At 73.9% G+C, this 253-nt stretch carries 1 protein-coding gene; it reads right to left on the bottom strand.

What is annotated here, in order from left to right; genetic code table 11:
• A partial coding sequence (locus IF89_RS40230) for a hypothetical protein (protein WP_043195183.1) occupies nucleotides 1–253 on the bottom strand: 253 nt, incomplete at both ends.

Below are 253 nucleotides of genomic sequence, written 5' to 3'. Positions count from 1 at the left end.
CGGGGTGAAGGCGAAGTCGGTGCGGTTGCCGTGCCGGTCCGCAAACGCCACCGGGTTGCCGGCGGTGTCGAAGTACTGCACCGACCCGTCGGTGCGGTCGGTCAGCCGCCACTCGTAGCCGCGCTCCTCCACCCCCTCCCGGGCAGGCAGGCTTCCGCCGGGCACATGCTCGAAGCGCACCCCCTCGCCGGGGAACCGCTTCAGGCCGGAGCCGGCACTGCCGGGGGCGCTGGCGGCGGGGTCGATGTCGTAG

The organism is Streptomyces sp. NRRL F-2664, assembly GCF_000719345.1.
In the GTDB taxonomy this organism is placed as follows: domain Bacteria; phylum Actinomycetota; class Actinomycetes; order Streptomycetales; family Streptomycetaceae; genus Streptomyces.
This window is presented reverse-complemented; position numbering and strand designations above follow the sequence as displayed.